Annotated in this window: 19 protein-coding genes and 2 pseudogenes; 8 read left to right on the top strand and 13 right to left on the bottom strand. The window is 71.2% G+C overall.

Annotated elements, in window-relative coordinates; all coding sequences use genetic code 11:
• Positions 1-47: 47 nt before the first annotated feature.
• Positions 48-974 carry a GNAT family N-acetyltransferase gene (locus G9272_RS41150; RefSeq protein WP_171401296.1) on the bottom strand — a complete coding sequence of 309 codons (927 nt, stop codon included), beginning with the start codon at positions 972-974 and terminating at the stop codon, positions 48-50.
• Between the two features lie 198 nt (positions 975-1,172).
• Between G9272_RS41150 and G9272_RS41155 the strand changes: the two genes are divergently transcribed.
• Positions 1,173-1,895 (top strand): FAD binding domain-containing protein, encoded by a 723-nt coding sequence (locus G9272_RS41155; protein WP_171401297.1) that lies wholly within the window; start codon positions 1,173-1,175, stop codon positions 1,893-1,895.
• 24 nt (positions 1,896-1,919) lie between these two features.
• On the opposite strand, the gene G9272_RS41160 is transcribed toward G9272_RS41155, so the two are convergent.
• Together G9272_RS41160 and G9272_RS41165 are read right to left on the bottom strand one after the other, a co-directional pair.
• Positions 1,920-2,972, bottom strand: a complete 1,053-nt coding sequence (locus tag G9272_RS41160) for a DUF6745 domain-containing protein (RefSeq protein ID WP_171402395.1) — start codon at positions 2,970-2,972, stop codon at positions 1,920-1,922.
• A gap of 42 nt (positions 2,973-3,014) precedes the next feature.
• Complete coding sequence (locus tag G9272_RS41165; RefSeq protein ID WP_171401298.1) at positions 3,015-3,341, bottom strand: hypothetical protein; 327 nt, start codon at positions 3,339-3,341, stop codon at positions 3,015-3,017.
• Between the two features lie 189 nt (positions 3,342-3,530).
• On the opposite strand from G9272_RS41165, the gene G9272_RS41170 reads away from it, so the two are divergent.
• Genes G9272_RS41170 through G9272_RS41190 form a run of 5 tightly spaced genes read left to right on the top strand, consistent with a single transcriptional unit; the run spans position 3,531 to position 8,795 of the window.
• A complete protein-coding gene (locus G9272_RS41170; RefSeq protein ID WP_171401299.1) occupies positions 3,531-4,490 on the top strand; it encodes an STM4015 family protein in 960 nt (319 codons plus the stop codon).
• An 11-nt stretch (positions 4,491-4,501) separates the two neighbouring features.
• A complete protein-coding gene (locus tag G9272_RS41175) occupies positions 4,502-5,671 on the top strand; it encodes an STM4014 family protein (RefSeq protein ID WP_171401300.1) in 1,170 nt (389 codons plus the stop codon).
• Between the two features lie 7 nt (positions 5,672-5,678).
• A complete protein-coding gene (locus G9272_RS41180; RefSeq protein ID WP_171402396.1) occupies positions 5,679-6,506 on the top strand; it encodes an STM4013/SEN3800 family hydrolase in 828 nt (275 codons plus the stop codon).
• Positions 6,503-7,867 (top strand): STM4012 family radical SAM protein, encoded by a 1,365-nt coding sequence (locus G9272_RS41185; RefSeq protein ID WP_171401301.1) that lies wholly within the window; start codon positions 6,503-6,505, stop codon positions 7,865-7,867. The genes G9272_RS41180 and G9272_RS41185 overlap by 4 nt, the downstream gene beginning before the upstream one ends.
• Positions 7,868-7,877: 10 nt before the next feature.
• A complete protein-coding gene (locus tag G9272_RS41190; RefSeq protein WP_171401302.1) occupies positions 7,878-8,795 on the top strand; it encodes an STM4011 family radical SAM protein in 918 nt (305 codons plus the stop codon).
• Positions 8,796-8,801: 6 nt separating this feature from the next.
• Here the strand turns inward: G9272_RS41190 and G9272_RS41195 are convergent, their stop codons facing one another.
• From G9272_RS41195 to G9272_RS41215, 5 genes are all read right to left on the bottom strand, one after another.
• On the bottom strand, positions 8,802-10,829 hold the full coding sequence (locus G9272_RS41195) for a glycoside hydrolase (RefSeq protein ID WP_171401303.1): 2,028 nt from the start codon (positions 10,827-10,829) through the stop codon (positions 8,802-8,804).
• Positions 10,830-10,953: 124 nt separating this feature from the next.
• Positions 10,954-12,999, bottom strand: coding sequence for a beta-galactosidase (locus G9272_RS41200; protein WP_171401304.1), 2,046 nt, complete (start codon positions 12,997-12,999; stop codon positions 10,954-10,956).
• 120 nt (positions 13,000-13,119) lie between these two features.
• Positions 13,120-14,457, bottom strand: coding sequence for an ABC transporter substrate-binding protein (locus G9272_RS41205; protein ID WP_171401305.1), 1,338 nt, complete (start codon positions 14,455-14,457; stop codon positions 13,120-13,122).
• Positions 14,458-14,549: 92 nt separating this feature from the next.
• Positions 14,550-15,473, bottom strand: coding sequence for a carbohydrate ABC transporter permease (locus tag G9272_RS41210; RefSeq protein WP_171401306.1), 924 nt, complete (start codon positions 15,471-15,473; stop codon positions 14,550-14,552).
• A 4-nt stretch (positions 15,474-15,477) separates the two neighbouring features.
• Positions 15,478-16,404: a carbohydrate ABC transporter permease gene (locus G9272_RS41215; protein WP_171401307.1), complete on the bottom strand. Its 927-nt coding sequence runs from the start codon at positions 16,402-16,404 to the stop codon at positions 15,478-15,480.
• A gap of 293 nt (positions 16,405-16,697) precedes the next feature.
• On the opposite strand from G9272_RS41215, the gene G9272_RS41220 reads away from it, so the two are divergent.
• A complete protein-coding gene (locus G9272_RS41220) occupies positions 16,698-17,690 on the top strand; it encodes a LacI family DNA-binding transcriptional regulator (protein WP_216377902.1) in 993 nt (330 codons plus the stop codon).
• A 114-nt stretch (positions 17,691-17,804) separates the two neighbouring features.
• Here the strand turns inward: G9272_RS41220 and G9272_RS41225 are convergent, their stop codons facing one another.
• The 5 genes and pseudogenes from G9272_RS41225 to G9272_RS41245 form a co-directional block, all read right to left on the bottom strand.
• The gene (locus G9272_RS41225) at positions 17,805-18,458 is read right to left on the bottom strand and encodes a lysophospholipid acyltransferase family protein (RefSeq protein WP_057606716.1); all 654 of its coding nucleotides are present in this window, start codon (positions 18,456-18,458) and stop codon (positions 17,805-17,807) included.
• Positions 18,459-18,560: 102 nt separating this feature from the next.
• Positions 18,561-18,962: pseudogene (locus tag G9272_RS41230) on the bottom strand (response regulator transcription factor); the annotation flags it as partial.
• 27 nt (positions 18,963-18,989) lie between these two features.
• A pseudogene (locus G9272_RS41235) lies at positions 18,990-19,142 on the bottom strand (twin-arginine translocase TatA/TatE family subunit); the annotation flags it as partial.
• A 16-nt stretch (positions 19,143-19,158) separates the two neighbouring features.
• Entirely contained in the window at positions 19,159-19,734 is a 576-nt protein-coding gene (locus G9272_RS41240; protein ID WP_020129565.1) for a TerD family protein, read from the bottom strand.
• A gap of 231 nt (positions 19,735-19,965) precedes the next feature.
• Positions 19,966-20,610, bottom strand: a complete 645-nt coding sequence (locus G9272_RS41245) for a hypothetical protein (RefSeq protein ID WP_171401310.1) — start codon at positions 20,608-20,610, stop codon at positions 19,966-19,968.
• Between the two features lie 296 nt (positions 20,611-20,906).
• On the opposite strand from G9272_RS41245, the gene G9272_RS41250 reads away from it, so the two are divergent.
• The gene (locus tag G9272_RS41250) at positions 20,907-21,887 is read left to right on the top strand and encodes a threonine ammonia-lyase (RefSeq protein ID WP_171401311.1); all 981 of its coding nucleotides are present in this window, start codon (positions 20,907-20,909) and stop codon (positions 21,885-21,887) included.
• Positions 21,888-21,944 lie beyond the last annotated feature (57 nt).

The following is a 21,944-nucleotide window of genomic DNA, read 5'->3' on the forward strand; positions in this document are numbered from 1 at the left end:
CGTTCCCGCCCGAAGAGGTCCGCCGTGGGCGGACCGAGCCCTCGCGGTCATCCCAGGACGGCCTCCCAGGTGTCCACGGCGTAGTGCAGGGCCATGCCGTGGCGCGCGTACAGCCCGGGCGCGCCGGTCGCGTTGGAGGTGTCCACACCGAGCCCGACGGTGTCCCGGCCCCGGGCGGCGAAGGCTGCGAAGGCGTGCCGCAGCAGCAGCCCGGCCAGCCCGCCTCCCCGGTCCTCGCGCAGCACGCCGATGCTGCGGATCCACCCCATCGCCGCACGGTCGTCACGGGCCATCAGGAACCCGGCGTCCCCGGACGCGTCGGTGCCGGCGATCCACACGAGGGACCAGTCGAGCCCCGTCGCGTCCACGTCGTGCAGCCACTGCTCGTAGCCGCGCGGCTGGAAGTCGAAGTGCTCGGCGAAAGCGGCCTGGTAGAGCTCGTGGACGCGGACCCGGTCCGCCTCGGTGGCGCAGGACCGCAGCCGGACCCCGGCGGGCAGCGCCGGCGGCTGGTCCCCGGCCCGGTCCAGGGGGCGGCGCAGCACGTGATACCGCCGTACGACGGACCAGCCGCGGCCGCGGAGCAGTGCGGTGTCGAGTGTGGGCGCCGCGTTGAGATGCAGATGCACCACGGCCCGCCCGGCCCCGTTCTCCCGCGCCTTCTCCAGCGCCCGGGTCTCCATCGCCGCCAGGACGAGCTGCCCCGCCTCCTGCCGGTCGGGCAGGACGTAGTGGTCGATGTCGACGCGTTCGCCGCCCGACTCGTCCCACAGCAGCCCGTAGACGACCAGCCGGTCCCCGTCGAACGCGAGCCAGGAGTCCCGCTCCAGATCCGTCTCGGGATGCCTCAGATCGGCCTCGACGGTGTGCAGGTCCGTCTCGGGCCGGCCGATCTCGATGAGGTCGATCTCGTTGAGGAGACCGGTGACGGCAGGCGCGTCGGCGAGGGCGGCGGGACGCAGGAGGTAAGGCATGGCGCCAGGGTCCGGGGGAGGGGAGTCGGCCGCAACGCAATTTCACGTTGCGCAAGGTGCAGCCATGAGCCCTGTATGCGCCCCCGCGCGCCTGGGCAGAATCCGTTCTGCCATTGATCATGCGGGTGAGTGACACGGGGACACACGATGACACCGTGTCACTCACCACGAACTTCCAGGGAAGGCAGGTCGGTTGTCGTGCAGTTGCGTCTTCCCTCCTCCATATCCGAAGCCCAGCGGTGTCTGGCCGAGGGAGCGGTACCGGTAGGAGGCGCCACCCTCGTGTGGGCCGGCTGGCAGCGGGACGGCTTCCCCGAGCAGGCCGTGTCGCTGCGCAACGTGCCGGAGGCCGGCACGGTCGGCCCCGAGGAACTCGGCGGGGCCGTGCTGCTGAACCGCGTCGACGCGACGGTGCCCGAGGCGCTGCACCGGGCGGCCTCCGGCGTGGGCACGGGCGCCGTGCGCCGGGCCGCCACGGTGGGCGGCAACATCGTCGGCAGCACCCTGCGCTGTCTGCTCCCGGCGGCCCTCGTCCTCGACGCCCGGGCCACCGTCCTGGAACCCGACAGCGTCTACGACACCGATCTGACCGAACTGCTGGCGAAGCGTCACGTACTGCTCGCCCTGCGCTGGCGCGCACCCCTGGTCAGCGGCTACCGCAAGCTGGAGGGCGAGGCGGGCGGCCCGCCGCCCCTCGTCGTCGCCGCCGCGGTGCACGCCGACGGCGACAGCCCCCGTGACCTGCGGGTGGCCGTACGCGACGGCTACGAGGTGTTCAGCGAGAGCACGCCGTACGACCCGGACCCCGAACAGGTCCTGCACGCCCTGGCGGGCACCGACCTGGATGCCCTTCCCGCCACCGCCCGGGACGCGGTCCACGCCCAGATCACCGACGTACTGGCCCGCGCGGCCGAAGGCTGAGGCCCGGCCACGAGGACCTCCGGATCACGTCTCCCGCTCGGGCGCGTACACCTCCGCCGCCAGTCCGAAGGTCCAGGCGACCCCCGCCCGCGCCGTGCGGGTCGCCGGCGGTACCCGCAGCCAGTAGGTGCGTCGCGTCCCGTCCGGCTCCGGTGTGGAGTTGAGGACCTCCACCATGACGACGGGCTCGTCATCCGGGAGGTCGATACGCCATAGGGTGCCCGTCTCGTCGCGGTGGACGTGACGTGCCCCGGAGTCCGCCAGATAGCGGTCGTATCCGTAGTACTCCAGCATGACCCGGCGAAGTTCGGCGTTCTCCTCGGACCGGATCCGGTCCGAGGTGAGCGTCGGCAGTTCGGCGAGGAACCCGGCCGGGACCGGCATGCCGCGCCAGGCGTGCAGGGCGAAGCCGTCGGGGTACGCCAGTGCCGGACCGTCCCCGTGGTCGAGCCGGCCCGCCTCGTCGCGGTGCAGGGCGACGGGACGCTCGCAGACCACCGCCACCCGCGCGAACGGCCACCACCAGCCGGCGTGGCGACTCACCTCGGCCAGCCCCTCGAGCGGGCCCCGGTCCGTCGGGAACGCGGCGAGCCACGGCGCGTCGTGCTGACCGAGCACGGCGTCCAGCAGCACCAGCCGGACCTCCGCGGCCTCCTTCCCCGTGTCCCCGCCGGCCAGTTCCTCCAGCACCCCGGCGCGGATCCGGTCGACGAGCGCCTGCGTCGTGTCCCACAGGAGCCCGCCGGTCGCCGCCCAGTGCGCCGCCCAGCCCGCCGCGCCCAACCGGGTGTGCAGCCGCTGCCGTTCGCCGGCCCACGGAGTGCTGCGGACCGCCTCACGCACACTGGCGCCCTTGTCCGCCAACTCCCGCACCAGCGTGACCGCCGCCCGCGGTGAAGCGGCCCACACCACGCGCTCCGGATCCGGCAGACCGGCCTGGCGGTAGGCCCGGCGCACGCCGTCCTCGGCGGCCGCGCGGTCGGCGGGCACGGCCGCCGCGGCACAGGCGCGCCAGCCACGGACGTCGTCGAAGGACGTACCCTCCACCGCTGCCCCGGGAATGTCCGTGGTCGTCATCTGCCCCTCCGTCACCTCGGTCACCCGCTCCTCACCCGCTCCTCAGTCCGCGACGATCCGTACGGATCCGGGCACGTACTCCCGCTGCCGGATCACCCGGTACCAGCCCTTCGGCAACGCGATCGCCGCGTGCTCCTCATGGACCACCCGGCCGCCCTGGGGAAGGTGCAGCAGCAGCGGACCGAACGGCCCGGGCTCCCGCACCAGATCGCCCGGGCCCACCACCGCGTGGGCGTGCCCGGTGACCTCGCCCAGTGCCAGCACGAGCCGGCCCCGCGCGTCCCGCCGCTCCTTCGGCGCGACCGCCACGTGCGGTGGCACCGCCTCCTCAGTCACGGGCACGATCAGCACGTCTCCCTGCCGGAACATGGCTCTCCCCTCCCCGCCGGATGCTTCGCGCACCGGCCTCATGACGAAGACGGTACGGACCACCACTGACAACGCCCCCGAACCGATGTTCCGAACCGAGGCCCCGCCGAGGGGTGTTGTCAGTGCCGCTTGGTAGAACTGCGGACACATCACGGACCGCGCATCTTTTTTTCTCCCGGGAGCAGCCGCATGACCGTCACCGACCACCTGCAAGCGCTGTACCGGCTGCCCGCCCACACCTTCCCGGGCCCCGGCGGCAGGACGGACGGACTGCCCGACCCGGAGGCCTTCGCCTGGCGCGTCACGAGCGACGTCTACGACGCCGAGGAGGACTGGACGAAGGCGTTCGCCCGTTTCTGCTCCGCCGTCGACACCACGCGCGTGAGGGCCCTGATCGTCGGCGCCTGGCAGGAGGCGTACGACACGGACGCCTCCGACGTCATCGAGGCGCTGGTGGCCGCCCGGGACCGGTTCCCCGCGCTGCGGGCGGTGTTCCTCGGCGACATGGTGGGGGAGGAGTGCGAGATCTCCTGGATCAACCAGACCGATGTCACCCCGGTCCTGGCCGCGTTCCCCGCTCTGGAGGAGTTCGGTGTGCGCGGCGGATCCGGGCTCGTTTTCCCCGCCGTGAGTCACCGCGCGCTGCGCAAACTCGTGATCGAGACGGGCGGGCTGCCCGCGGAGGTCGTGCGCGGGGTCGGCGGCAGCGACCTGCCCGAGCTGGTCCACCTCGACCTGTGGCTCGGCACCCCCGAGTACGGCGGCGACAGCGAGGTCGCCGACCTGGAGCCGATCCTGTCCGGCGCCCGTCTGCCGAGCCTGCGGCACCTCGCCCTGCGCAACAGCGAGATCCAGGACGCGGTGGCCGCGGCCGTCGCGTCCGCGCCCGTGGTGGCCCGTCTGGAGGTGCTGGACCTCTCCATGGGCGTGCTGACCGACGAGGGCGCGGCCGCCCTGCTCGGCGGCCAGCCGCTCACCCACCTCAAGAAGCTCGACCTGCACTACCACTACCTGAGCGAGTCCCTCCAGGAGCGCGTCCGACGGACCGTGGAGACCGCGGGCGTCGAGGTGGACCTCGACCGCGACGACGCCGAGGAGGACTCGGACGACGACGGCACGCCGTGGCGCTACGTCGCCGTCGGGGAGTGAGCACACCACCCATGGGTCACCGTCCCTCCTCCCTCGACGAGTTCGACGAGTTCCGCCCGGAGCGCGCGTCCGAGCCGCGCCTGGCGGTGGTCGGCAACCCGGAGAACCGTCGGGTCGCCCTCTTCGAGGACGCGGTACGCGCGGCCGGCCTGCCGGCCCCGCGTGTCGTGCCGTGGGCGGATGTACTGAGCGCCGGCGGCGCCGACTTCGCCGCCGAGGAGATCGTCCGCCTGGACTCACCCGGCGAGCACCCCGAGGTCGACCGGCTGCTGCGCGGTGCCACCGACCCGACGCGGGTCGAGGGCTCGGGCCGCTGGTACACCCGCTTCACCACCGCGGTACGCAGCCTGCGCGGCGGCGTCCGCCTCGACGACCCGGACGAGCTCGCGGTGCTGTTCGACAAGCGGCTCTGCCACGCCGTCCTCGACGAGGCGGGCGTCCCGGTGCCCGCCTCACCCACCTCGGGCCCGCAGGGCGCGCCGGTACGCGGCTGGGCCGACGTACGCGCGGCGATGCGCGAGCACCGGATGCCCCGGCTCTTCGTGAAACCGGCGCACGGATCGTCCGCCTCGGGCGTCCTCGCCGTCGAGTCGGGCGGCGGCGGCCGGATCAGGGCCACCACCTCCGTGGAACTCGCCGCCGACGGCGGCCTGTACAACTCCCTCAGGGTGCGCCGCTATGAACGCGAGCAGGACATCGCGGCCATCGTCGACGCGCTCGCCCCGGACGGACTGCACCTCGAGCGCTGGCTACCGAAGGCCTCCCAGGACGGCCGGGCCGCCGACCTCAGGGTCGTCGTCGTGGCCGGTCGCGCCACCCACGCGGTGGTCCGCACGAGCCGCTCGCCCCTGACCAACCTCCATCTCGGCGGCCGCCGAGGCGACCTGGACGCCGTCCGGGAGGCCGTCGAGGCGGCGGGCGGCCGCTGGACCGACCTGCTGGGCGTGTGCGAGCAGGCCGCGGCCTGCTTCCCGCGCACCCTGTGCGTCGGTGTCGACCTGCTGCCGGCCATCGGCTGGCGCAGGGCCGCCGTCGGCGAGGTCAACGCCTTCGGCGACCTGCTGCCCCGGCTCACCGGACTCCCCGGCAGCGGCGCGGAGGGCCTCGACACCTATGCGACCCAAGTGGCCGCCGTCCTGGGTGACCTCGCCCGGTACAGAACAGGAACACCGCATGCCTGAGCCCGACATGAACGAGGTGGTGGGCAGCCACGACCTCCTGCTCGTCACCCTCGACACACTCCGCCACGACGTCGCCGCCGAGCTGGCGGCCGCGGGCCGCATCCCGCACCTGGCCCGCCACCTGCCCGGCGGCCGCTGGGAGGAGCGGCACGCGCCGGGCAGCTTCACCTACGCCTCCCACCAGGCGATCTTCGCGGGCTTCCTGCCGACCCCGGCCGCCCCCGGACCGCATCCGCGCCTGTTCGCGGCGAGCTTCGCGGGCAGCGAGACCACCGCGGGCGGAACCTACGTCTACGACTCCCCCGACCTCGTCTCGGGCCTCGCCAAGGACGGCTACCACACCGTGTGCATCGGGGGAGTGGGCTTCTTCAACAAGCAGGGCCCGCTGGGCTCGGTGCTGCCCGGCCTGTTCCACGAGTCCCACTGGGCACCGGAGTTCGGCGTCACCTCACCCGAGTCCTTCGAGAACCAGGTCGCCCACGCCGAGCGCGTCGTACGCGGGCTCCCGCCCGAACAGCGGCTGTTCCTCTTCGTCAACGTGTCCGCCCTGCACCAGCCGAACTGGTTCCACCTGCCCGGCGCGACCCGCGAGACCGGCGACAGCCGGGAGGCGCACGCCGCCGCGCTGGAGTACGTGGACCGGCACATCGGGCGCCTGTTCGCCGCCGCGAGCAGCAGGCGCCGCTGCTTCGCGATCGTCTGCTCCGACCACGGCACCGCCTACGGCGACGACGGCTACACCGGCCACCGCCTCGGCCACGAGTCCGTGTGGACCGTGCCGTACGCCCACTTCTTCCTCGACCCCGCACCCCGTCCGACGGAGGCCGGCCGATGACCACCGCCGAGCCGGTCACCCGTACCAGCCCTTACCAGCACTACGTCTACGCCTACCCGCACAAGACGGCCTACCGCCGGCTTCCCGACCGCCCGTCCCTGAAGGCCCTCTGGGCGGCGGAGCCCAAGGACACGCTCTCCCTCTACCTGCACATACCCTTCTGCGAGGTCCGCTGCGGCTTCTGCAACCTCTTCACCCGCATCGGCGCCCCCGACGGACTGACCGGCGCCTACCTGGACGCCCTGGAACGGCAGGCGGCCGCCGTACGGGAGGCACTGGGGGAGACGGACGACGTCCGCTTCGCCACAGCCGCCTTCGGCGGCGGCACCCCCACCTTCCTCACCGCCGCCGAGCTGGACCGGCTCTGCGACATCGCCGAGCACCGCATGGGCGCCGACCTCCGCGCGGTCCCGCTGTCGGTCGAGGCCTCGCCCGCCACGGCCACCGCCGACCGCCTCGCCGTCCTGGCCGCCCGGGGCACCACCCGACTGAGCCTGGGCGTCCAGAGCTTCGTCGACTCCGAGGCCAGGGCCGCCGTCCGCCCGCAGCGCCGCGCCGAGGTCGAGGCGGCTCTCACCCGCGTCCGCGACACCGTCATCCCGGTCCTCAACATCGACCTCATCTACGGCATCGACGGCCAGACCGAGCAGAGCTGGCGGCACTCCCTGGACGCGGCCCTGGCCTGGCGGCCCGAGGAGCTCTACCTCTACCCGCTCTACGTCCGTCCCCTGACCGGCCTCGACCGCCGCGGCGGCGCCCCGGGAGCGGCCGCGGGCCCCGACCCGGCCTGGGACGAGCAGCGGCTGCGGCTGTACCGCGCGGGCCGCGACCACCTCCTCGCGCACGGCTACACCCAGCAGTCCATGCGCATGTTCCGCCGCACCGACGCACCGCCGCAGGGCACGGACGACTACGCCTGCCAGACCGACGGCATGATCGGCCTCGGCTGCGGCGCCCGCTCCTACACGGCCGGCCTGCACTACTCCTTCGACTACGCCGTCGGCATGCACCAGATCCGGGGCATCATCGACGACTACGTCGCCACCGACGCGTCCGACTTCGCCCACGCCGAGGTCGGCCACCCCATGAACCCCGAGGAGGCGCGCCGCCGCCACCTCCTCCAGTCGCTCCTCCAGGCCGAGGGCCTGCGCCTCGCCGACTACCGGGCCCGCTTCGGCGGGGCGCCCGCCGACGACTTCGGCCCCGAACTCGAAGGGTTCGCCGACCGCGGCTGGCTGACCGACGCGGACCCGACGACCCTCAGGCTCACCCCCGAAGGCCTCGCCCACTCCGACGCCATCGGCCCCGAGCTGTTCTCCCCGGCCGTCCGGGCCGCCATGACCGCCTACGAGCGGAAGTGACCCGGCCGCCATGGATCTGACCCTGCTCTACCGCGGCCCGCTCGCCTCCTGCGACTACGACTGCCCCTACTGCCCGTTCGCCAAGCGGCGCGACAGCACGGAACAACTGCGCGCCGACCGGGCCGCCCTCGAACGGTTCGCGCAGTGGGCCGCGGCCCGCACCGACGACCGGCTCTCCCTCCTCTTCACCCCGTGGGGCGAGGGGCTGGTCCGCTCCTGGTACCGGCGCACCCTCGCCGACCTCTCCCACCTCCCGCACATCCGCCGGGTCGCCATCCAGACCAACCTCAGCTGCCGCACCGACTGGCTCGCCGAGGCCGATCCCGACACCCTGGCCCTGTGGTGCACGTACCACCCGGGCCAGACGCCGTACGACCGCTTCCTCGGCAAGTGCCGCGAACTGTCGGAGCGGGGCATCCGCTTCAGCGTCGGCGTCGTCGGACTGCCCGAGCACCTCGACGCGGCCCGCCGGCTGCGCGCCGACCTGCCCCCGCACGTCTATCTGTGGATCAACGCCGCCGAGGGCCACACCTACGAGGACGCCGAGGCCGACCGGTGGACCGCCCTCGACCCGCTCTTCCCGTACAGCCGCCACCCGCACACCAGCGCCGGCCTGCCCTGCCGCACCGGCGACTCGGTGATCTCGGTCGACGGCGAGGGCACCGTGCGGCGCTGCCACTTCGTCCGCGCGGAACTCGGCAACCTCTACGACGGCTCGTACCGCGCCGCCCTGCGCCCCCGCCCCTGCCCGCTCGCCGTCTGCGACTGCCACATCGGCTATGTCCACCTCGAGACCCTGCCGCTGTACGACGTCTTCGCGGGCGGGGTCCTGGAGCGGATCCCGGCCCCCGCCCCCGCACAGCACTCCGCCCGCATCACGACGATCGCGATGCGGGCGGAGACGACGGGCCAGGAGGACGTGGACTGACAGGAGCTACGGAGTCACGTCCGTGACCCTCCAGCGCTGGTTGGAACCGGAGTTGGCCTGCCAGGTCGTGACGGCCGCGCCCTCGTTGGTCGCCTGGCCGCCGACCTCGAGGAGGCGTCCGGTGGCCACATTGACCAGGGTCCAGGTCCCGTCGCCGGTGGTGGACATGATCCACTCGGTGGCCGGGTCACGCTTGCCGGTGTCGGGTTCGACCACCGGCACGTTGTCGCGGACGGCGAGGCGCTCGCCCTCGGCCGGGTTGGCGAAGACGTAGTGCTGGCGGGCGCCCGTCTTGCCGTACCGGGCGTCCAGCTGCCACTGCTGCGCGGTGGTGCCGTTGGCCGAGCCGATGACCAGGTTCGTACCGTTGGCCCCGACGGTGACCGCCTTGCCGCTCTGCACGCCGGTCAGCGTGTAGGAGTGGCCCTTGCTGAACAGCCCCGCGTTCTTCGCGACGCCGGAGACGCCCTTGACGGCGAAGGAGGTCACGGACTGGGCGGGGACGGTGTAGGTGGCCCTGCCGTCGACGACCTTGACCGGGGCCTGCTGCTTGAGCTTGCCGTCGGCGCTGGTCACCGTGGGCGTGACGGTCGCGCTGCCCTTGACGCTGCGGAACTTGGACAGGTCGATGGTGACCGTACGGGCCTCGGTGGTGCTGTTGACGTGGACGACCGAGGCGCCCTTGCCGTCCTGGGTCACGGCGGCGGCGCTGGAGGTGTCGTCCACCTTGATCAGCTTGTCGCCGGGCTTGATGAAGTGCGTGAAGTTCCGGGCCGTGTCGAACTTGGTGTTGGTGTAGATCGGGCAGGACTGGAGGGTGTCCGCGCTGGTGCAGCTGAACGGGAGCTGGATGGAGCCCCAGTTGCCGCCCTTCGCGGACTCACCGCCCGGCTTCATGTTGTCGTAGTCCTCGACCGGCTGCCAGAACACCCAGGCGGTGGGCTCCAGTTCACGCAGGTCGTTCACCATCTGCTGGGCGAGCCCGAGGCCCGGACGCATGTCCGTGAAGCTCTGCCCGTCGCCCCAGTCGCCCTCGACCTCGCTCATCCACAGCGGCTTGTCGGCGGCCTTGGCGAGGTCGCGCACGGTGGTGCGCTGCCCGGTGCCGTAGGTGTGGACGTTCATCTGGTCGACGAGGTCCTTGGAGGCCTGCGAGTAGGAGTTCCAGTTCGTCGCGAAGATGGACGGGTTGGTCTCGTCCATCGCCGAGATCTGCGCCTTCGTCTTCGCCTTCTTCAGCGCGGGCGCCAGCGCGGCGAGCACCTTCTGCTGGAGCTCGGGGCCGATGTGGGCGCCCTCCTGGCGGCCGCCGACGGGCTGACCGTTCGCGTCGAGCCGGGTGCCCCAGTAACCGGTGTTGGGCTCGTTGAACGGGTCGACGGTGTCGACCTTGATGCCCTCGGCCTTCTCCAGCCGCTTGGTCGCGCCCGCCACGTAGGCGGCGAAGTCGTCGACGGAGTCGGCCTTCAGCTGGTCGGTGTTGGCGTTGAAGCCGCCGGAAACGTAACCGCTCTCGGTCATGAACCACGGCGGGGAGTTGCTGAACGTCTCCCAGTGGGTGATGTCCTTCTTGATGCGGTCCACCCACCAGCGCTGGGTGGCGTCGGCGTCCTTGTTCCAGTCGGCCGGGTCGTCCGCGCTCCACCAGTCGGTGTCCTCGCGGGTGGTGCCCTCGGGCGCCTTCCACCAGCCCTCGACGGCACCGCCGGCCCGCAGATAGTCCGTGACGTCCGGGGCGTTGCCGCCGCCGATGTTGTACCGGGCGATGTTCAGCGCGAGGCCGTCGTCGCCGAAGAGCAACTTGGCGAGCTTCTCGCGGATCGCCGGGGGATAGTCCCCGGTGGCATTGGCGAACCAGACCAGGCTGGTGCCCCAGCCCTCGAACTTCTGCTGCTGGTACGACGGATCCGGCGTCACGGTGACGGCGGCCTCGGCGTGCGCCTGCACGGGGACGCTGAGGAGGGCGGCCCCGGTGGCCAGCGCGGTGAGTGCGGCGGCCCCGAGGTTCCGTCTGCTGCGGGTACGGCGTGCCATCTGTGCTCCCAACTGCGGTGCGGTCGCTGTGGTGGGCCCCTCCTGCCGCGCGGACAGGAGGGGATGGCCCTCGGTACGGGTGCGTGCCGTGCCGAGGAGTCGTGGGTGGTGCGGGTGTGTGACGTCAGCCGCCGGGCCGGCGCAGTACGGCGACCTCCCGCGGCCCGAGGACGAGGGCGCCCTCCGTGCCGCCGGTGCCGACCAGCACCTCTCCGTCCAGCCCGGTCACCGGTACCGTGTCGTCGGTCCGGTTGACCAGGAACAGGAACCGTCCCTCGGCGCCGCGCCGGACGGTCAGCTCGACCGACCCCCGGACGTCCGCCGGGAGTTCACTGCCGACCCCGGCCGGCTCCAGCAGCCGGGGCAGCAGCGAGGTGAGCCCGTCGACGCCGAGCCGGGTGGAGACGTAGGAGGCCGAACCGCCGCCGGTCGGGCGCCGGGTGACGGCGGGGCGTCCGGCGTGCACACCGGTGCGGTAGTGCGCCAGCACCTCGGTGTCGCCGTCGGTGACGGTGATCCGGTCGGTCCACACGCTGCCCGAGGTGGCGTCGTCCAGTTCCACGGACTCCCCGGCGAGCAGCGGACCGAACTCCTCGATACGGATACCGAGCAGGTCGCGCAGGGCGCCCGGGTATCCGCCGAGCCAGACGTGGTCGTTCTCGTCGACGACCCCGGAGAAGTACGTGGTGACGAGGTGGCCGCCCTGTTCGGCGTAGCGCGTGAGGTCCTTGGCCAGTTCGGCCGGCACCATGTGCAGCACGGGCGCGATCAGCACCTGGTGCCGGGAGAGGTCGGCGCGGGTGGTGACGAGGTCGGCGCGGACGCCGAGGTCGAGCAGCGCCGAGTACCAGTCGAGCGCCTCCTGCCGGTAGTCCAGCAGGGTGGTGGGGTGGGAGTCCTGCTCACTGGCCCACCACGACTCCCAGTCGTAGAGGATGCCGACGGCCGCCGACTCCCGCTCCGAACCCGCCACCGGGGCAAGGGCCTTGAGCGTGGCGCCGAGGTCGGCCACCGCGCGGAACAGGTCGCTGTCGGCCCCGGCGTGCGGGACCATCGCCGAGTGGTACTTCTCGGCGCCGGCCGCCGACTGCCGCCACTGGAAGAAGCACACCGCGTCCGCGCCGTGCGCCACGTGCAGCAGCGAGTCACGGGCCAGGTCGCCGGGCCGCTTCGCCACGTTGACGGGCTGCCAGTTGACGGCGCTGGTGGAGTGCTCCATCAGGAACCAGGGCCGGCCGGCCGCGATGCCGCTGGTGAGGTTCGCGGAGAAGGACAGCTCGTCGCGGTCCTGCGGGCCGGGGTGGACGTAGTGGTCGTTGGAGACGAAGTCGATCTCGCTCGCCCAGTCCGGGTAGTTCATGCCCTTGGTGTTGCCCATCACCATGAAGTTCGTGGTGACCGGGACGTCGGGCGTGATCTCCTTCAGGATCTCCCGCTCGGCGATCAGGTGGTCCTTCAGGGCGTCCGAGGAGAACCGCTTGAAGTCCAGCTGCTGGGTCGGGTTGGGGTGCGAGGCGGCCAGCCGGGGCGGCAGGATCTGCTCCCAGTCGCTGTAGCGCTGCGACCAGAAAGCGGTGCCCCAGGCGTGGTTGAGGGCGTCGAGCGACCCGTAGCGGGCACGCAGCCAGACCCGGAAGGCGCGGGCCGCGTCGTCCGAGTAGTCGTAGATGTTGTGGCAGCCCAGCTCGTTGGAGACGTGCCAGGCGACGAGCGCCGGGTGGTCCCGGTAGCGGTCGGCGATCTTCCGGACCAGGCGCAGGGCGTACTCACGGAAGACGGCAGAGGTGGGCCGCCAGTGCTGGCGGGCGCCCGGCCAGAGCGTCTCGCCGTTCGCCGTGACCGGCAGGATCTCCGGGTGGGCGGTGGTGAGCCAGGGCGGCGGGGAGGCGGTGGCGGTGGCCAGGTCGACGCCGATCCCGCCTGCGTGCAGCAGGTCCATGACCTCGTCGAGCCAGCCGAAGTCCCAGGTGTCCGGACCCGGCTGGATCCGGGCCCAGGAGAAGATCCCCACGGAGACGACGGTGACGCCGGCCTCCCGCATAAGCCGCACGTCCTCCTCCCACACGTCCCGGGGCCACTGCTCGGGGTTGTAGTCGGCGCCGTACGCCAGACGCGGAGCGGGGTCACCGTCCGCCCCGCGCAGCATGCGGGACTGGAGGGTGGAGATCATGGCGGTCCTTCCGAAGGTGGTGCACGGGGGCGGCGCGGCCCGGGTGCCGCGCCGCCCGGCGTTTTGTGCTTCTCGACTGCCTGTCGAGTGCGTGTCGAATGTCTGCCGACTGCCGGCGGACTACTTCTCGACGGTGAAGCCCTGCTCCTCGCCGTACTTGATCGAGGCGTCCTGCCAGGCCTTCAGACCGTCCGCCAGCTTGGTGCCGGAGACGTAGGCCTTGCCGACGGTGTCGTTGAAGATCGAGTTGGCGTACGGCTGGAACGGGAGGTACGACCAGTCGCTCGCCACGTTCGCTGCGGACTCGGCGAAGATCTTGTTCGCTTCCTGGCCGCCGAAGTAGTCGAACTTCTTGCTCTGGAACGCGGCCGACTCCAGCTCCGCCTTGGTGGCGGGGAAGGCACCCTCGCTGACCCGGGAGGCGACACCGGCACCGGCGTTGGCGTACTCGGTGAAGGCGTAGGCGAGTTCCTTGTTCTTGGCCAGCGCCGGGACGGCCAGCGAGCTGCCGCCGTTCTCCGCGCTCGCCTTGTCGCCCGCGGTCCAGGCCGGCATCGCCGCCGCGCGCCACTGGCCCTTGGCGTTCGGGACGCCGGTGGTGAAGTTGGCGGGCATCCAGGCACCGGTGGCCAGGGTGGCGATGGTGCCGTCGCCCAGGCCCTTGTACCAGTCGTCGGTCCAGCCGTTGACCGGGGCGAGCAGCTTCTCGTCGATCAGCTTCTGCCAGACCGTCTCGAACTTCTTGGCGCCCGCGTCGTCGAAGTTGATGGCGACCTTGGTGCCGTCGACCTTGTAGGGGCGCGAACCGGCCTGCCACAGCAGGGAGGTGGTGAAGCCAGGGTCACCGAGGTCGTTGGCTATGTAGGCCTTCGGGTCGGCCTTGTGGAGCTTGCGGGCCGCGTCCAGGTACTCGTCCCAGGTGGTCGGGACGGCGATCTTGTACTTGTCGAAGACCGTCTTGTTGTAGAACAGCGCCATCGGGCCCGAGTCCATCGGCAGGCCGTAGACCTTGTCGCCGTCGCTGACCGCGTTCCACGGGCCGGGCGTGTACTTGGAGGCGAGCTTGTCGGCGCCGTAGGGGGCCAGGTCGGTCAGGCCCTTGGTCAGGGAGTACTGGCCGAGCGCGAAGTACTCGACCTGGGCGACGTCCGGGACGCCCTTGCCGGCCGAGATCGCGTTGGACAGCGCGGTGTAGTGCTTGTCGCCGGAGCGCTCACCGACCAGGTTGATCTTGACCTTCGGGTACTTCTTCTGGAAGTCGGCGGCCACGGTCTTCAGGGTGGGCTCCCAGGCCCAGACCGTGATGTCGCCGCCCTTGTCCAGGGCAGCCTGGATGTCGCCGGCGGAGACGGCCTTCGTGTCGGAGTCGTCGTCCGAGCCGCCGCAGGCGGTGACGCCCAGGGCGAGGGTGGAGACGAGGGCGATGCCGCGCAGGATGCGGCTCGTTGTTCTGCGCATGGGGCTGCTTCCACTTCTTCGTGGGTGGGACAGGTGAGGGTGGGGGTGGTGCCGGTGGTGCTCAAATGTGGGGCTTGGGGGCGCTGCCCAGGTCACTCCTTGACACTTCCGGCGGCGAGGCCGGACTGCCAGTACTTCTGGAGGAACAGGAAGGCGGCGATCAGCGGGAGGATGGTGAGCAGGGACCCCGTGATCACCAGGTTGAAGATCACGTCGCCACCGATGGTCTGTGCCTGGGAGCTCCAGGCGCTCAGACCCAGCGTCAGCGGGTACCAGTCCGGGTCCTTCAGCATGATCAGCGGGAGGAAGTAGTTGTTCCAGGTGGCGACCGTGGTGAACAGCAGCACGGTCACGATTCCGGGGGCCAGCAGCGGCAGCGCGACCTGGAAGAAGGTCCGCACCTCGCTCGCCCCGTCCATCCGGGCCGCCTCCAGCAGCTCGGTCGGGATCGCCTCCGCGGCGAACACCCACATCAGATAGAGGCCGAACGGCGACACGAGCGACGGGATGATCACCGCCCACGGGGTGTCGGTCAGCCCCATCTTGCTGAACATCAGGAAGGTCGGCACGGCGAGCGCCGTAGCCGGCACGGCCACCGCGCCGATCACCACGGCGAAGATCGCACGCTTGCCGGGGAACTGGAACTTCGCCAGTGCGTACCCGCCCAGCACGGCCAACAGTGTCGCGCCGCCCGCACCGAGCACCACGTACAGCAGGGTGTTCAGCAACCAGCGGCCGAAGATGCCGTCGTGGTAGGTGAAGGTGGTCCGGATGTTGTCCCACAGGGCGAAGTCGTGGGCGAACCACAGGCCGTTGGAGTCGGCCAGGCCCGACTGGGTCTTCGTGGCGTTGATGACCAGCCAGATCAGCGGCACCACGGTGTAGACGGCCATCAGGGCCATCAGCACCGTCAACAGCACATTGCGCTTCGGCTTGCCCGGGGTGTGCTTCTTACGGGGGGTTCGTAGCCTCGGGGCGGTGTTCTTCACGGGGGAGGCGGTGACAGAGGTGCTCATCGGGTCACGCTCCCTTGCGCATGCCGCGCAGCTGGACGGCGTAGGCGACGATCATCGTGATGACGCCCATGATGATGGCCACCGTCGCGGAGTAGTTGTGCTGCTGGCCGTTGAAGGACAGCGAGTACGTGTAGAAGTTCGGCGTGTAGTCCGTGGTGATGGAGTTCAGCGCCAGCGGACGCAGGATGCTCGGCTCGTTGAAGAGCTGGAAGCTGCCGATGATCGAGAAGATCGTCGCGATGACGAGCGCGCCCCGGATCGCGGGCAGCTTGATCGAGCTGATGATCCGCCACTGGCCGGCGCCGTCGATCTCCGCCGCCTCGTACAGCGAGGTCGGGATGACCCGCAGCGCCGAGTAGAAGATCAGCATGTTGTACCCGACGAACTCCCAGGTCACGATGTTGCCGATGGAGGCGAGCACCCAGCCGGGGGAGAGCAGGTCGGGCAGTGAGACACCGAACGCGGAGTTGATGTCGCCCACCAGGCCGTACTTGGTGCCGTACATGAAGCCCCACATCAGGGTGGCGACCACGGCGGGCACGGCGTACGGCAGGAAGATCGTGATCCGGAAGAAGCTCTTGCCGTAGAGCCGGCCGCTGTCCAGCGCCAGCGCGACCAGCAGGGCGATGCCCAGCATGATCGGCACCTGGATCGCCAGGAAGAGTGCCACCCGGCCGACCGCCGACCAGAACGCGTCGTCCTGGAGGGCTCGCGTGTAGTTGTCCAGGCCGACGAACTGGTTGCCGCCGATGAGCTGGTCACGGAAGAGGCTCAGATAGATCGAGTACACGATCGGGGCCAGGAAGACCAGGGCGAACACGGCCACGAAGGGACCGATGAAACCCCACCCCGTCCAGGAGCGGCGGTCCCCTTTCGCCGGAGGAGGTGCCGGCCGCGGCTCGGCGGCCACCGGCGGTTGCAGCGTCGTCATGTCGTTCCTCGCTCGTCCAGTCCTGGAACCGGGGCGATGTTGCGCGGAGATTTCCGAACGCCCCACCGCCACCATGATGTTTACGTAAACATCAGCCACGCAAGAGGCTCGGCAAGCTGTTATGTTTACGTAAACATCTGATGGCGGCATGTCTACACTGCCCCGATAACGATGGTCAAGGGTCCTCCGGGGAGACCGTGGCACCTGCGCCGACAGAGAGGTGGGCACACCGAGTGGACATGGCTGAAAGATCACCGGCCAAAGCGCCGGGACGCACCCGGGCCACGGCCTCCATGGCGGACGTCGCGCGGCTCGCCGGGGTGTCCTCGCAGACCGTCTCGCGGGTCTCCAACGGTTACGCGGGTGTGAACGAGGAGACCCGGCAGCAGGTACTCGAGGCCATGAAGGAACTCGGCTACCGGCCCAACAGCGCCGCCCGCGCCCTCAAGCGCGGTGAGTTCCGCACGATCGGCGTCATCACGTTCACGCTGTCCACGACCGGCAATGTGCGCACCCTGGAGGCGATCGCGACCTCGGCGGCCGCCGAGGGCTACGCGGTGACCCTGCTCCCGGTGGCCGTGCCCACCACCGACGAGGTGCGCGGCGCGTTCTCCCGGCTGGAGGAACTGGCCGTCGACGCGGTGATCGTCATCATGGAGGTCCACCTGCTGGACGCGGCCACCGTGAAACTCCCGCCGCACGTCCAGGTCGTGGTCGTGGACTCCGACGCCGGCGACCACTACACCGTCGTGGACACCGACCAGGCGGGCGGCACCAGGACCGCTGTCCAGCATCTGCTCGACCTGGGCCATCGGACCGTCTGGCATCTCGGCGGTCCCGAGGGCTCGTTCGCGGCGCAGCGCCGCGCGGACGCCTGGCGGGCCGCCCTCACCGAGGCGGGCCGCACCGCGCCGCCCCTGGTCAGGGGCGACTGGTCGGCGGAGTCCGGCTACCTGGCCGGCCGCGAGCTGGCCGCCCGCGAGGACTGCACCGCCGTCTTCGCGGCCAACGACCAGATGGCCCTGGGCCTGCTGCGCGCCCTGCACGAAGGCGGGCGCCGGGTGCCCGAGGACGTCAGCGTGATCGGGTTCGACGACATCCCCGAGGCGGGTTCCTTCCTGCCCCCGCTCACCACCCTGCACCAGGACTTCGCCGAGGTCGGCCGGCTCTGCGTCCAGGCCGTGCTGCGCAAGATGCGTCCGGACGGCTCGGAACACGGAACGACGCTCGTACCGACGCGGCTGGTGCTGCGACAGAGCACGGCGCCACCGCCCGCGGAGCGGTGACGGCCGCTTCGGGGCCGGGTGCCGGGCCGTGGGCCGTGGCCGCTTCGGGTGTCCGAGCGTGACCGCATCGGGGGCGAGTGTTCGACCCTGACCCTTTCCGGGGTCCGTCCGTGACTACCTCGGGTGTTCGCCCACGGCGCGGGCCGCCGTTCGCCAGGCCGCGGTGACGGCGAGTCGGGCGGCCGCCGTGCCGCGTTCCGTCTCCGCGGGCAGCCGCAGCGGTGCCCCGAGGTGGACGTGGCAGTGCGGACGCCTGACCGGCGCCGTCAACGTGCCCGCCAGCTGCTTCGCGGCCGACCCCGAGGCGATCCGCCGGGCGCCCGCGTGGCCCACCGGCACCACCAGCGCGCCGGTCGCCTGCGCCAGACGGGCGAGCCCGGTACGGAACGGCTCGGGCGCGGTGGCCGCCGCGTCCCTGCGGCGCGGCAGTCGGCCCTCGCCGTAGAGGAGCACGTGCCGGCCGCCGGCCAGCGCCTCGGCGGCGGCGTCGAGAGCCAGCGCCGCGTGCGCCGTACGGCGGTGGACCGGGATGTGACCGTCACGGCTCAGCGCCCTGCCGAGCAGCGGTATGCGCCACAGCCCCGCGGTCGCCATCACCACCGGCTCGAGCTCCAGCCGCCGCAGCGCGGCCATGACGACGGCGGGGTCGGCCATGGAGTCGTGGTTGGCCACGAAGAGGGTCCCCGCGGGCAGGCGCAGCTTGATCTCACTGGTGACGGTGAGCCGCCCGAAGAACGGTGTCAGGGCGATGACGGCACGGCTGAACACGAGGGAACCTCCGGTATGGGCGATCGGAGCCCCAGTGTCGTGCCGCGGGCGAGGATCGCGCCTGAGTACGGATACTCAACGAGCACACCGGAACGACAGGCCCTAGATCAGTCGGGTGGGGCTGACCAGTCCCGTCCGGTAGGCGACGATCACCGCCTGGACGCGGTCGCGCAGTCGGAGCTTCGCCAGGATGCGGGAGACGTGTGTCTTGACGGTCGTCTCGGACAGGTGGAGCCGGGCGGCGAGTTCCGTGTTGCTCAGACCCTGGGCGAGCAGACCCAGGACTTCGAGTTCGCGCGGGGTCAGCGCGGTCAGGTCGGGGTGGCGATCGCCGGTCCCGGCGGCCGGTGCGGGCCGGCTGCCTTCCCGGTGTTCGCCGCCCGCACGGTGCCCGTGCCCGCCTCTGCCGTGACGCTCCACCAGACGGCGGGTGATGGACGGGGAGAGGAGGGCGTCTCCGGTGCGGATCAACCGGACGGCGGCCACCAGGTGTTCGGGCTCGACGGATCAGCCGGGGTGTCGACTCTCCCCACCGGGCGACGGCTCCTCCTCGGCCGCCCGCGCCTCCGCCTTCAGGATGCGCGCCGACTTTCCGGCGGAACGGGCCAGTTCGGGCAGCTTCCTGGCGGCCAGGACGGCAATGACGACGACGAGGATGATGGCGAATTCGCTCAGTCCGAACATGACGAGTCCGCCCCGGTCAGACGTTGACGCCGAAGTCGGCGGCGATGCCGGCCAACCCGGAGGCGTAACCCTGGCCCACGGCCCGGAACTTCCACTCCGCGCCGTTGCGGTACAGCTCGCCGAAGACCATCGCGGTCTCGGTGGAGGCGTCCTCGGAGAGGTCGTAGCGTGCGATCTCCTGGCCGCCCGCCTGGTTGACGACGCGGATGAACGCGTTGCGGACCTGGCCGAAGCTCTGGCCGCGGTTCTCGGCGTCGTGGATGGAGACCGGGAAGACGATCTTGTCGATCTCGGCGGGCACGGCGGCGAGGTTCACCTTGACCGACTCGTCGTCGCCCTCGCCCTCACCGGTGAGGTTGTCGCCGGTGTGCTCGACCGAACCGTCCGGGCTCTTCAGGTTGTTGTAGAAGACGAAGTGCTGATCGGACAGGACCTTGCCCGACGCGTCCAGGAGCAGGGCGGAGGCGTCGAGGTCGTAGTCGGTGCCCGTGGTCGTACGCACGTCCCAGCCCAGGCCGACCAGCACCGCGGTCAGGCCCGGCGCCTCCTTGCTCAGGGATACGTTGCCACCCTTGGACAGGGAAACTCCCACTGTCTTCCTCCTGCTTGAGACTGGTCGAGACCGGCCGAGATGTCGTGTGCGGTCGCACCGAATCGAATCTACATCACTGTAGAAATGATGGGGAGGTGGCAGCATCACGACGTCCTGTGGGACGTCGTCGATCCCGATGACACGCTCCACCCGGCGCTCCTCGATCGGTCCTCTGCCCTCCAGTTCCAGCAGGCCGTTCTCGACATCCTCCGAGACACGGAACGGAGGGTGTCATGCGTGGGCCGGCGCGGGCTGTTCCTCGGTCTGTGCGGTTGCGGCGGACGGGGATGAGTCGGCGGCGGTGTAGAAGACGGACGAGCCCTGCTTGGAGCGCTGTGCCTGGGTCTTGGCGACGAGGCCTTCGAGGGTGGTGCGCACCACGGTGGTCTTGATGGCGCGTTCAGGGTGGGCCTGGCCGAGGGCGGTGGCGATCTCCGCTGCCGAGCGCGGTTCGCTCTGCTCGGTGAGGTGGCGGCGGACCAGGTCGACCAGGGTCGGCTGCGCCGTCTGCGCGACTTCGGCCTTGCCCGCGCTCGGGTTGCCGGCCGCCTTCCCGGTCGGCCGGGCGGGCTGGGCGGCGGTCTTCTTCCTCGGCTGTGTCCGCTTGCCCGGGCCGGATCGGGCGGCCTTCTTGCGCGGGGCGGGCACGGACGTGGCCGGCGGCTGTGCCGTCGTGTCGGGCGCCGGCACCGCGTCGATGGCCTGCTGGATGCTGACGAGCACCGTGTGGTCCCGCTGGAGGGATGCCAGCTGCTCTTGCAGGGCGGCGATTTCCGCGCCGACACGTTCCTGCTCCTTGGTGTTGCGTTCCAGGTCGGCGGTCACCTGAGCGGTGTACTGCGAGGTGAGTTCGGTGGCGGAAGCGTTCTCGGACATGAAGCGCACAACCTTTCCTCGGTGTGAGGCGGCAGTCGACGGACCTGCCGAGCCCGCCGTCCGGGCGGGTTGATGCCTGCCGGGCACACACTGCAAAGCCCTGTGCAGAGCACTGATGGAGAGATAGTACGGACAAGCGGAGGAGATGGTTCTCCTCAAGTGTCCGCTGGGCCGGGTCCACCCGGCCCACGTCGTCGAGCGCCCCGAGGCTCACGCAGCCGGATCGAGCTCAACCGACCCGCAGGAATGGACAATTGCTCGATGGCGCAGCGCCGACGGCACTACGCTGCCATGTCGTGCAGGAGACGCGCCTCGACATCGCTCGTATCCGGGCGGCTCGCCGGATGATCGACCCGGTTTTCCTCGACACTCCGCTCTACCGCTGCGAGGCGCTGGAGCCCTCCCTCGGGTGCACCGTGAGCATCAAGCTCGAAACGGCGAACCCCGTCCGGAGTTTCAAGGCCCGCGGCACCGAGGTCGTCGCGAGCCTGCTCGCCGACCATGGCCCCCGAGCCGTGGTGTGCGCCAGCGCGGGCAACCTCGGCCAAGCCCTCGCCTGGTCCGGTCGCGGCCGGGGGCTCGACGTGACCGTCGTGGCATCCCGCTGCGCGCCTGCGGCCAAGCTTGATCGCATCCGCGCGTTGGACGCCGGGTTGGAGCTGGTGGACGGCGACTTCGAGATGGCTCGCGAGCGGGCGGCGGCTGTCGCGCGGTACGACGGCATCCGGCTGGTCGAGGACAGTCTGGACATCGAGACCTGCGAGGGCGCGGCGACCATCGGCCTGGAACTGGTGGACACCGTGCCGTCGTTCGACACCGTCCTGATCGCTCTCGGCGGCGGGGCCCTGGCCACCGGGGTGGGCCATGTGATGAAGGCCTTGGCACCCGAAGTCGAGGTGATCTGCGTCCAGCCGCTGGGCGCACCGGCGATGACCCACTCGTGGCGCCGACGGAGCGTCGTCACCACCGACTCGACCGACACCATCGCCGACGGGGTCGCCGGCCGGCGCCCCATCCCGGCCGTCCTGAACGACCTCCTCCTGGTCGCTGACGACGCCGTCCTGGTCGAGGAGGCGTCGATCATCGCCGGTATGAGGATGCTCCTCGACCACGCCGGCCTCGTCGTCGAACCGTCGGCCGCGCTCGGCATCGCGGCGATCCTCGAAGACCGTGACCGCTTCGCCGGCCGGCACGTGGTCACCATCGTGTGCGGCAGCAACGTCGACGTGGACGCCTATCGCCGCTGGGTCGATGCGCCTCTCAGCCAGGGGCCTTGACACTTTCCCGCCCGGACGCCCCGCCCTCGACCCCCTGCCGGACCTCGAGGATCTGCT

Origin of the sequence: Streptomyces asoensis, assembly GCF_013085465.1 — a bacterium.
Lineage (GTDB): Bacteria > Actinomycetota > Actinomycetes > Streptomycetales > Streptomycetaceae > Streptomyces > Streptomyces cacaoi_A.

What these genes read in the sequence shown, in the direction of transcription:
- G9272_RS41150 (WP_171401296.1), bottom strand. Translation starts at nt 974, where the DNA reads ATGCCTTACCTCCTGCGTCCCGCCGCCCTCGCCGACGCGCCTGCCGTC.
- G9272_RS41160 (WP_171402395.1), bottom strand. Translation starts at nt 2,972, where the DNA reads ATGACGACCACGGACATTCCCGGGGCAGCGGTGGAGGGTACGTCCTTC.
- G9272_RS41165 (WP_171401298.1), bottom strand. Translation starts at nt 3,341, where the DNA reads ATGTTCCGGCAGGGAGACGTGCTGATCGTGCCCGTGACTGAGGAGGCG.
- G9272_RS41170 (WP_171401299.1), top strand. Translation starts at nt 3,531, where the DNA reads ATGACCGTCACCGACCACCTGCAAGCGCTGTACCGGCTGCCCGCCCAC.
- G9272_RS41175 (WP_171401300.1), top strand. Translation starts at nt 4,502, where the DNA reads ATGGGTCACCGTCCCTCCTCCCTCGACGAGTTCGACGAGTTCCGCCCG.
- G9272_RS41180 (WP_171402396.1), top strand. Translation starts at nt 5,679, where the DNA reads ATGAACGAGGTGGTGGGCAGCCACGACCTCCTGCTCGTCACCCTCGAC.
- G9272_RS41185 (WP_171401301.1), top strand. Translation starts at nt 6,503, where the DNA reads ATGACCACCGCCGAGCCGGTCACCCGTACCAGCCCTTACCAGCACTAC.
- G9272_RS41190 (WP_171401302.1), top strand. Translation starts at nt 7,878, where the DNA reads ATGGATCTGACCCTGCTCTACCGCGGCCCGCTCGCCTCCTGCGACTAC.
- G9272_RS41195 (WP_171401303.1), bottom strand. Translation starts at nt 10,829, where the DNA reads ATGGCACGCCGTACCCGCAGCAGACGGAACCTCGGGGCCGCCGCACTC.
- G9272_RS41200 (WP_171401304.1), bottom strand. Translation starts at nt 12,999, where the DNA reads ATGATCTCCACCCTCCAGTCCCGCATGCTGCGCGGGGCGGACGGTGAC.
- G9272_RS41205 (WP_171401305.1), bottom strand. Translation starts at nt 14,457, where the DNA reads ATGCGCAGAACAACGAGCCGCATCCTGCGCGGCATCGCCCTCGTCTCC.
- G9272_RS41210 (WP_171401306.1), bottom strand. Translation starts at nt 15,473, where the DNA reads ATGAGCACCTCTGTCACCGCCTCCCCCGTGAAGAACACCGCCCCGAGG.
- G9272_RS41215 (WP_171401307.1), bottom strand. Translation starts at nt 16,404, where the DNA reads ATGACGACGCTGCAACCGCCGGTGGCCGCCGAGCCGCGGCCGGCACCT.
- G9272_RS41220 (WP_216377902.1), top strand. Translation starts at nt 16,698, where the DNA reads ATGGCGGACGTCGCGCGGCTCGCCGGGGTGTCCTCGCAGACCGTCTCG.
- G9272_RS41245 (WP_171401310.1), bottom strand. Translation starts at nt 20,610, where the DNA reads ATGTCCGAGAACGCTTCCGCCACCGAACTCACCTCGCAGTACACCGCT.